At 50.3% G+C, this 9,848-nt stretch carries 7 protein-coding genes; 1 reads left to right on the plus strand and 6 read right to left on the minus strand.

Translation table 11 applies throughout. The features are described 5' to 3' along the window. Window positions 1-40: 40 nt before the first annotated feature. The 5 genes from E4665_RS08960 to E4665_RS08980 all read right to left on the minus strand — a co-directional run bounded on the left by E4665_RS08960 (window position 41) and on the right by E4665_RS08980 (window position 7,689). Window positions 41-1,231 (minus strand): CamS family sex pheromone protein, encoded by a 1,191-nt coding sequence (locus E4665_RS08960; protein ID WP_135348446.1) that lies wholly within the window; start codon window positions 1,229-1,231, stop codon window positions 41-43. Window positions 1,232-1,244: 13 nt separating this feature from the next. Next, complete coding sequence (gene ligA / locus E4665_RS08965) at window positions 1,245-3,248, minus strand: NAD-dependent DNA ligase LigA (protein WP_135348447.1); 2,004 nt, start codon at window positions 3,246-3,248, stop codon at window positions 1,245-1,247. 77 nt (window positions 3,249-3,325) lie between these two features. Continuing rightward, window positions 3,326-5,554, minus strand: a complete 2,229-nt coding sequence (pcrA, locus tag E4665_RS08970) for a DNA helicase PcrA (RefSeq protein WP_135348448.1) — start codon at window positions 5,552-5,554, stop codon at window positions 3,326-3,328. Between the two features lie 46 nt (window positions 5,555-5,600). Continuing rightward, window positions 5,601-5,888: a YerC/YecD family TrpR-related protein gene (locus tag E4665_RS08975; RefSeq protein ID WP_135348449.1), complete on the minus strand. Its 288-nt coding sequence runs from the start codon at window positions 5,886-5,888 to the stop codon at window positions 5,601-5,603. A 67-nt stretch (window positions 5,889-5,955) separates the two neighbouring features. Then, window positions 5,956-7,689 carry an adenine deaminase C-terminal domain-containing protein gene (locus tag E4665_RS08980; RefSeq protein ID WP_135348450.1) on the minus strand — a complete coding sequence of 578 codons (1,734 nt, stop codon included), beginning with the start codon at window positions 7,687-7,689 and terminating at the stop codon, window positions 5,956-5,958. 217 nt (window positions 7,690-7,906) lie between these two features. Between E4665_RS08980 and E4665_RS08985 the strand changes: the two genes are divergently transcribed. Further along, window positions 7,907-8,470 carry an HAD-IA family hydrolase gene (locus E4665_RS08985; RefSeq protein ID WP_135348451.1) on the plus strand — a complete coding sequence of 188 codons (564 nt, stop codon included), beginning with the start codon at window positions 7,907-7,909 and terminating at the stop codon, window positions 8,468-8,470. A 57-nt stretch (window positions 8,471-8,527) separates the two neighbouring features. On the opposite strand, the gene E4665_RS08990 is transcribed toward E4665_RS08985, so the two are convergent. After that, window positions 8,528-9,508 carry an L-lactate dehydrogenase gene (locus E4665_RS08990; RefSeq protein ID WP_135348452.1) on the minus strand — a complete coding sequence of 327 codons (981 nt, stop codon included), beginning with the start codon at window positions 9,506-9,508 and terminating at the stop codon, window positions 8,528-8,530. Window positions 9,509-9,848 lie beyond the last annotated feature (340 nt).

Genomic DNA, 9,848 nt, shown 5'->3' on the forward strand with positions numbered 1-9,848 from the left:
AAAAAACTGCAGCGCAGGCTGCAGCAGTCTTTAAATGAAATTAATGCTGGATCATTGTAACAAAAGCATTGTCCATACTTGCCGTGCGCTCGATCAGCGCGTCCTGAACATTGCCGGTCGTGATATAGATATGAACCGGAACATCGCGCGGGAAACTGAAACTGTTATTGACGATGTTGGCAACATAGTTGGTAAAAGCGATCAGTTCGGTCTGATCCCTGAACTTATTCATGTTAATGTTCAGCGTTAAGTCTTTCAGCGTACCGTTCTGATAAAATCCCTTCCCGACAACATTGACGAAATCCGGATAATATTTCTGAACCGCTGAATTAAATGCGTTAAATTTGTTGGAATCCAGACTGTATTTCGACGAAGCATAGGTGGACGGGAAAAGCACATGGTCCTCATTGACCGCTGTCCAGCCGCCGATCGACGACGATCCCGCGGCTACCGTGGTCCGGTCAAAAAAGTTTCCCGAAACCATCGAGTACGGTGCGGCATCCATGTACAGAGTCAGCAGGATCGGAACCTGCTGAAGGCCACTGACACTGCGGATGCGCTGAATAATCTGCTGCGCATGCGCCCTTCCCCATGCCCGGACTGTAGAAGCATTGAGCGGCACGGAAATCGGGTGGATCAGCTTCTTGCTGTCCATGATACTGTCCGAGTAGACCGAATTTAAGGAAACAGCGATGGACACACCGCCAAGCGCGTATTTTCCGTTACTGCCCTTTTTCAGATAGTCCTGTTCCAGCACATAATTAAGATATTTTGGGCTGCTCTGGGACTGGGCCACGATGTCCTTGCCCTTACCGAGCGGAGGGTTCAGCCCGGGAAGTGTTTTCCCGCCCTGGTTTTTCGGTTCCTGTCCCTGCCGATAGAGCATCCCGTTGATATCACTTATTTTCAGATACTGACCACTCTGAAAAACATATTGATCCGGGCTGAAAACGTTCTTCGACAGGTTCATCAGGCCAACTTCCAGCTGATCGCTGTCCACGAGATTGGTCACTCCGTACTGGATATAGCCTCGGTTCGTGTCGTTCGCCAGCGGGCGGAGCATCTGATATTCCTTGCTGTCCACGCCGGGAACCAGTCCGACTGTCTCCGTTTTCCCGTTATTTTTATTCACAACACTATTTGTTGACGTACTGTTAAACCAGCAGCCCGACAGAACCAGCTGCAGGCTGAGCACGGTTGCGACAGCCGCGCCCATTTTTTTATATTTCAATCAGGACCCCTCCTCAATCCTTGAGCGCATCAAGAAACTGCGCTTCGTCCCATATCTCAATGTTCAATTTCTGCGCCTTAGTTAGCTTAGATCCGGCGGCCTCGCCTGCGACAACAAGATCTGTACTGGCGCTGACACTACCGGTCACATTGCCGCCGCGCTTTTCAATTTCATTTTTCGCCTCGGTGCGGGTCATTTGCTCCATTTTTCCGGTTAATACAACGGTTTTGCCGTTGAACGGTGAGTCAGGTGTCTCCGTTTCATCCGGATCCGGACCGAGATAAGCCATATTCAGGCCTGCGGCTTTTAATTCGGCCAGTAAAGCGGATACTTCAGGTTTGGAAAAATAGGTGATGACCGAGTCCGCCATTTTTTCCCCGATCTCATCGACCGCCGTCAGTTCATCAAGGGCCGACGAAGCCAGCCCATCCATTGTTCTGAAGGCACGTGCGAGAATCTGAGCCGCTTTTGCTCCGATGAACCGGATCCCCAGGCCGAAAAGAAGTCTCTCAAGAGAGTTCTGTTTGGAATTTTCAATCGCCGCAAGAAGATTGGTGACCGACTTCTCGCCCATTCTTTCCATGACAATCAGATCATCAAAGCTTAATTTATAAAGATCGGCGACGTCGTGAATCAGATGATTTTCAAACAACTGAGTAATCACCTTTTCGCCCAGTCCGTCGATATTCATCGCATTGCGGGATACAAAATGGATCAGCCCTTCGCGGATCAACGCCGGACATTTCGGATTGATACAGCGGAGCGCGACCTCTTCTTCCAGCCGAACAAGTGTGCTGCCGCATTCGGGGCAATTTCCCGGCATGGTGAAGGCTTTTTCGCTGCCCGTCCGCTGCTCCGCGAGTACATTGACCACTTCAGGAATGATATCTCCCGCTTTGCGGATGACGACTCTGTCGCCAATGCGCAAATCTTTTTCCCGAATCAAGTCTTCGTTATGAAGCGACGCTCTTCTGACCGTCGTTCCGGCAACCTGAACTGGCGAGAGAACGGCGGTCGGTGTTACCGCGCCGGTCCGGCCGACACTGATCTCGATATCTTCAAGTGTCGAGACAACCTCCTCTGCCGGGAATTTGTAGGCAATCATCCAGCGCGGCGATTTGACGGTGTGCCCAAGTTGCGCCTGCTGCGCCATGGAATCCACCTTAACCACAATGCCATCAATGCCATAAGACAGTGAATCGCGCTTTTCCGTGTATTCTTTTATGTAGTCAAACACTTCCTGCATCGTTTTGCACCGGCGTGACTCCGGGTTAACTGGTAATCCGAGCGCCTTGATGGATTCGAGCAGTCCGTAATGAGTTGTAATTTTTTCCCTGTCGAATTTTCCGGAACTGTACAGGAAAACAGCAAGTCGCCTCTTCGCAGTAATCTTCGGATCCAGCTGACGGAGGGACCCTGCGGCCGCATTGCGCGGGTTGGCGAATGGGACCTCCCCGTTCCGGCGCCTTTCCTCATTCAGCTTTTCAAACGATTTTTTGGGCATATAGCACTCGCCGCGCACCTCGATGTCCTCATCATCCGGCAGCCTCAGAGGGAGTGAGCGAACCGTACGAAGATTATTCGTGATATCTTCGCCGGTCGTTCCGTCACCACGAGTCGCCCCAAGCACAAAGTGCCCTTTTTCATAGGTCAGAGAGATTGCCAGCCCGTCAATTTTCAGCTCGCAGACGTATGTGACGTCATCTCCCACTGCCTGGCGGACGCGGCGGTCAAAATCGAGCAGCTCTTCTTCACTGAAAACGTCACCGAGGCTGAGCATTGGGATATCATGTGTCACCTTATTAAATTCTTTGAGCGGTTCCCCGCCGACGCGCTGAGTCGGCGATTCGAGTGTCACCCAGTCCGGATGCTCCGCCTCAATCGCGATCAGTTCCTGCATCAGACGGTCATACTCGCTGTCCGGAACGCTCGGATTGTCTTCCACATAGTATTCATAACTGTATTTATCCAGTAATGCGCGCAGATCACGAACATGCTGAGACAGATCGTTTTCCATGTTCCTCTTTCTCCTTTTTAAAAGGAATTTATCGAAAGGTGTTCAGGCCCCACATAAGGCCCTCCCAAATCGCAAAATCATACTTTTTCAATCGGTGCAAACGCTCCGAGGAGCCTTTTCAGTCCGACGGGGCTTGGGAAAACAATGTCCAACTCGACACTGTCTCCGCTTCCCTTTGTGCTGACAACCGTTCCTTGGCCCCACTTTTTATGCAACACTTTGTCTCCCGCACGCCATTCCTCATTACCAGTAGCCTGTTTCTTAAGCATCGGCGCCGGATTTTTGTAGACGGACGCAAAACGGCCGGCGAACGGCGACGCCGATGATGAAAGGCCGGCAAAACGAGTGGTCGCCGCCTGGTGTTCCGGTTCCTCAACATCCAGAAGTTCTTCAGGTATCTCTTTAATAAAGCGCGAAACTGGGTTGGTCACCGTCTGACCGAACAGCATACGGATCTGGGCCGATGTCAGAAAAAGGCGCTGTTTGGCGCGGGTAATACCCACATAGGCGAGACGTCGCTCCTCTTCCATCTCTTCCTCATCATCCAGGGCACGTGAATGTGGGAAAATACCTTCTTCCATGCCAGCCAGAAAGACAACCGGGAATTCCAATCCTTTCGCTGAGTGCAGCGTCATTAAAGTGACCGCGTCCTTGACTGATGTATCATCCTTTTCATCCACATCCGTATCAAGGGCCAGTTCTGTCAGAAAATTGGTCAGTGACTTGTCATCATGGGAAGCCTCGAATTCCTTGGTCACAGACAGCAGTTCATCCAGGTTTTCAAGACGGCTCTCTGCTTCAATCGTCCGTTCAGCCTTTAAATCTTCGCGATAGCCGGATTTATCAAGCACCTCTTCCACCAGATCGGTGACCGACAAAAATTCCTGCATTTTCGACCAGTTCAGAATCATCTCGGAGAATGCTTCCATTTTTTTTGCCGTCCGCGCGGCAATCCCTGTCTGATCAATTTCGCCGATTGCTTTCATCATTGACAGATCGGCGCCGATCGCATAATCAGCCAGTTTGTCCATGGAAGATGCCCCGATGCCGCGTTTGGGTTCGTTGATCACACGGGCCAGGCTGATCTCGTCATCCGGGTTGGACACAAGTCTGAGATAGGCCAGAACATCTTTTATCTCCTTACGGTCGTAGAATTTGATACTCCCGACCATCCGGTATGGTATATTCGATTTGACCAGTGTCTCTTCAATCACACGGGACTGGGCATTGGTCCGATACAATACTGCCAGGTCGGAATACTTGAACCCATCCTTAAACAGTTCCCGCATTTTTCCGGCTACATAATAAGCTTCCTCGTGCTCCGTTCCCGCCTTGTAATACGCAATTTTCGTACCGTCCGCATTTTCGGTCCACAGATTCTTTGGTTTCCGGTTGTGGTTGTTCTGAATCACGTGGTTGGCGGCGTCAAGAATCTTTTTCGTCGAACGGTAATTCTGTTCGAGTTTAATGACGGTTGCATCCGGATAGTCTTCCTCAAAGGAAAGAATGTTATGAATGTCCGCGCCGCGCCAGCCGTAAATGGACTGGTCCGAGTCACCGACCACACACAGATTTTTGTAACGATCCGCCAGCATGTGTACGAGCAAATACTGGGCGCGGTTTGTATCCTGGTATTCATCGACGTGAATATACTGAAACTTTTTCTGGTAGTATGCCAGAGTTTCCGGCATCCGTTGAAAAAGGTGCACCGTCGTCATGATCAGGTCGTCAAAATCAAGCGACTGATTCTGCAGCAGGCGCTTTTCATAGTCTATGTAGACATCCCGCACGACTTCGTCAAACGGGCCCATCGCCGTTTTTGCGAAATCCGCTGCTGTCTTCAGCTCATTTTTCGCACCGCTGATCCGCCCGAGAATGCTGCGCGGGGTAAACTTCTTCGGATCCAGATTCTGATCCTTCAGAATATGCTTAACGACAGACTGCTGATCCGTCGAGTCAAGTATTGAAAAATTGCGGCTGATGCCCAGACGGTCAATATCCCGCCTCAGAATGCGCACGCACATCGAGTGAAAGGTAGACACCCAGACGTCATTGACGAGCGGACCGGCAAGTTTTTCAAGCCGTTCCCTCATTTCCTTCGCCGCTTTATTTGTAAACGTGATCGCCAGCAGATTCCATGGCGCCACGTCTCTTTCGATCATCATATAGGCCATGCGGTGCGTCAGCACACGCGTCTTCCCGCTCCCCGCGCCCGCCATAATCAAGAGCGGTCCCTCATGATGCCTGACCGCTTTTAGCTGCTCCGGATTAAGTCCTTCAAGCAGTTCCTGTGAAATACTGTCCATGGTACCACATCCTAATTCTAAATGAAAAATTGCTCAGTCACTTGCTTCATTTCAGCCTTTCGAGTGTCATCTGATAGCCATCATTACCAAAATTGATACAGCGTTTAACACGCGAAATCGTCGCCGTGCTGGCACCCGTTTCTTCTTCAATATGATGATAGGTGTGACCCGCCATCAGCATTCTCGCCACTTCCAGTCTCTGAGACAGCGACTGGATTTCTCCCATCGTGCACAAGTCGTCAAAAAAACGGTAACATTCTTCACGATCCTTCAGTGTCATGATCGCGTCAAACAGCTGGTCAAGCGCTTTGCCTCTTAATTTATCAATTTGCATATTCGTCCATTCCTTTCCTGGATACATGCTGTTTCATAGGTTCAGGGCTTTCATTTCCCGGGTTTTTTCATTTTTTACAGCCCGCCGCAGGAATCAGGGTCGCTCGCATGACATCGTACAACCCTTTTGGCGTGATACGGATATAGGGCAGATGGGTGGATGACAGGAAGGTCAGGCTGAAGAACGGATCGCCGAACGTATAACCTGTCCTCCGGAGCGCGGCTTCAAACTGATCTGCTTCCGCGATCAGACGCTCCATCGGAAGCCCGGACATGCATCCAAGCAGAGGCAGCGCCAGCTCCGCCACGGTTTCGCCATTTTCCACAATCACTAGACCGCCACCGATTTTTTTCAGACGGTTAAAAGCGGTCACCATATCCGCCTTGCTTTTTCCAATCAGCAGGATATCCCCGGTTGTTGAAAAACTTCCCGCAAAGCCGGACAGGTTCCGTGCGAAGCCGCGCAGATAAGAATTGACCCGCCATTCTCCTTTTCGGTCTGCCAGTGTCAGATAAAGCGTGTCATCGGGAAGAACGCCGACTCCGGTATCCGCCCCCAGTTCAAAGGGACGAGTGATCACATCGTTTACCATGTCCAGACCCGTTGTTGACCCACCATTAAGATCCCTGGAATTCAACTGAAAATCAAGCCTCAATTTTTCAAGATTATCCGTCAAATCATATTCTGAAAAAGCGTCTTCAATCCGCTCACCGTTTCGACGAATCCATTTCCCTCTTGAAAGCACCGAAACCGGGCGCGGATCAGACGGATTTTGAAGAAAGTTGATGCTGGCAATTCTTCCCGGCGCGATATGGCCGATCCGATCGCCCAGATTGTAGTGGGACGCGATATTGCTAGAGGCCATCATGTAGGCATCAATGGCGGGAACCCCGACGTCAAGAGCGATCCGGATCAGATGATCCGAGACCCCGTCTTTGAAAAAGGCCGGTGTCGAGCCGTCCATGTTCAGGGTCACATGGTCGAAGTCGTGAATACCCTCATCCAACATTTCTTTCAGAATATCCGGCAGGTCCGGACGGATTGACGAGTAACGCAGGGAGACCGTGTAGCCAAGTTTCAGCCGTGTGATGGCCTCTTTGCCCGTCATCGCCTCATGGTCGCAGTCCGCTCCAAACAATTTTAGCTGGGTCAGTGTCCGCTCCGAGGCTCCTGGCAAATGGGATTCAATCGGTTTCCTCAGGAGCTTCGTTTCGCGCATCCACGAGAGGATCTGATCATCGCCATGGACAACCTTCGGCCAGCCGGTCAGCTCCCCGCCCTGAACCACAAGCGGGTGATTCAGCCACGCCTGCATCCGTTTTTCATTGAAAGGGGAATCAACCACTTCCGTCTGTGAATCATAGCGGCACCACCAGTAAAAAAGTGCGGGTAGCTGATCCAGATGGTCCATCACCCTGAACGATTCTTCGTCACTCAGACATCGGAATAAAATGGCATTGTCACAGATCAGTGTCGTCGTGCCCAACGGCGCGGCATAGGCTGCCAACGTCTGAGGATTATAGAGCTGTCCGGGATGGATATGCGGTTCAATATACCCGGGAACAAGCGTGAGTCCGGAGCAGTCCACTGTTTCCGTCGTCCCGTCCGTTTTCGCAGGCAAACGGTCGCCCACATAGACAATCCGGTCCCCGTCAATCCAAATATTCGCCTGTTCCCAGGATTTCAGATAGGTATTCAGATAACGCGCATTCTTCAGCACCCGTGTCGGCGCTTCGCTTCCGCGGATGACCGCCGCCTGGCGACGCATCTGGGAAATCGTCCAATAATAATCCCTGACCATGTTGCTCTCCTCTTATGATTGTCGCACACTACTCCATGAAAGTGCTCCTTTTCATCTTACAACAATTCCGGCGGGGGATAAAGTTAAAAAATCATCTGGACGATACCAGCTTCATGTTTAATTTTTTTTGAAAAATCAGCCGTATATTATTTCGGAAACAGCGGGGGTATGCTAGGCTTTAAATAGATCCGATTTTGAAAACAGGAGCAGTGTCCGCATGAATATATTATGGGATTTTGACGGTACGCTTTTTGATACATACCCGGTTTATTCGAAACTGATGAGTCAGATCCTGGGTCCTGAGATCCGTGAAGACGAAATTTACGCTCAACTGAAAATATCTTTTACGCACGCGTTCGACTACCTCGATGTCTCTGAAACTCAGGCTAGGCGCTTTTTCTCCCTGTTCCGGGAAACTCCGGCGCAGGCGTTCAGGCCTTTTAGAGACGTGGAGAAAGTCCTGAATTTTGCGGATGAAAATGTGATCATGACGCATAACAACCGGACCGATCTCTTTAAAATTTTGAAGCTCTATGGATTTGAAAAATATTTTGCCGACGTGGTAACCAGTGACGATCACTTTCCCAGAAAGCCTGACCCCGCTTCATATATTTATCTCAATGAAAAGCATGCCATTGATCTTGTTGTAGGAGATCGTCTTCTGGACATCATTCCCGCAAAAGCCATCGGCGCAAAAACCTGTCTGTTTCAGAATAAGGAACCTGGTGCGGATTTTTACCTCGATGACTATCAGGATTTTTTCATAACGGTCCGGTTATAAGGATGCAAAAAAAAAGCGGAGCGCCGGATTTTCAGGCACTTCGCTTTTTTTCTATTTTTATTGGGCAGCAGTACCTTCACGTTCGGCCAGTGTCTGATCAATATAGCCTTTGATCAGTTCAGCCGAGGCATTAAATGATTCCTGCTCTTTGCCGCTTAGGTGGAAGTGCAGGATTTCCTTAACTCCGTCCCTGCCAAGAACGATCGGTACACCGGCAGCTACATCTTTCTGGCCATATTCGCCCTCTAGAATTACTGACGCGGGCGTAACGTTGCGCGCATCATTTAAAATTGATTTGGCAAAGAAAGCGAGCTGATTGCCGATACCGAACTGTGTGTTGCCCTTACGTTTATGGATTTCCCAACCAAAGTGGCGGGCTGTATCTTCAATTTTATCACGGTCTAATTTTCCGAAACGGTCACTGTTCTCCGCCTCGTATTCGTCAAGCGACTGGCCACCGATACGGACATGGGACCAGGCCGCAATCTGGGAATCGCCGTGTTCGCCGACCATATACGCGCTGATACTGCGCGGATCAATGCCGCCGAGTGCTTCAGAAATCTGACGGCGCAGCCTCATGCTGTCCAGCGCAGTGCCTGTACCGATGACCTGATTCTTCGGCAGCCCGGACAGATGATAGAATAAGTACGTGATAATGTCGCACGGATTCGTCGCGATGACATAAATGCCTTTGAATCCGGCTTCGCGCAGCTTCGGTACGATGTCATAAGCAATGGCTGCCGTCCCTTTCAGCAGTTCGAGGCGAGAACCCTGCGGAATCTGCGACCTTTCCGTTACGGAAACAAGAATAACATCACATTGTGCCAGGCCTTCCAGCGGCACCTCAAAAACGCGTGTCCGCGACGGAGTAACTTCGATGCTGTCGGCGAAATCCCAAGCCTCACCTTTCGCACGTTCACTGTCAATATCCGAAATGTACAGCTCGTCTGCAATGTTTTCATGCAGAATGGCTGATGCCGCCGCCTTGCCGACATTTCCAATTCCAACAATACCAACTTTTCTGACTGTTTCGCTCACAAAGATCCTCTCCTTATGTTTTTGTATACCCTTTCTATTTCTCTATTGTGCCGTTATTCTACACCTTACAAATTTTTCAATCAAGGGAGCCATGGAAATTAATAGATTAACCAACCACTTTCGGGGGTTTACCAGCCACTTTCGGGGGTTTACCAGCCACTTTCGGGGGTTTACCAGCCACTTTCGGGGGTTTACCAGCCACTTTCGGGGGTTTATGAAGTTCTGTCAAGAAAATGGACACTTAAAAATGAACTTTACTGTGCTTCAAAGCCTACCGCGCTACGCTTGGTCTGGCTTCCGTCATGAACAGTCCCAGAGCCGACTATTCATGACGGAACCC

It is taken from the genome of Sporolactobacillus shoreae (assembly GCF_004684935.1).
Classification (GTDB): Bacteria; Bacillota; Bacilli; order Bacillales; family Sporolactobacillaceae; genus Sporolactobacillus; species Sporolactobacillus shoreae.

What these genes read in the sequence shown, in the direction of transcription:
- ligA (WP_135348447.1), bottom strand. Translation starts at nt 3,248, where the DNA reads ATGGAAAACGATCTGTCTCAGCATGTTCGTGATCTGCGCGCATTACTG.
- E4665_RS08985 (WP_135348451.1), top strand. Translation starts at nt 7,907, where the DNA reads ATGAATATATTATGGGATTTTGACGGTACGCTTTTTGATACATACCCG.
- E4665_RS08975 (WP_135348449.1), bottom strand. Translation starts at nt 5,888, where the DNA reads ATGCAAATTGATAAATTAAGAGGCAAAGCGCTTGACCAGCTGTTTGAC.
- E4665_RS08980 (WP_135348450.1), bottom strand. Translation starts at nt 7,689, where the DNA reads ATGGTCAGGGATTATTATTGGACGATTTCCCAGATGCGTCGCCAGGCG.
- pcrA (WP_135348448.1), bottom strand. Translation starts at nt 5,554, where the DNA reads ATGGACAGTATTTCACAGGAACTGCTTGAAGGACTTAATCCGGAGCAG.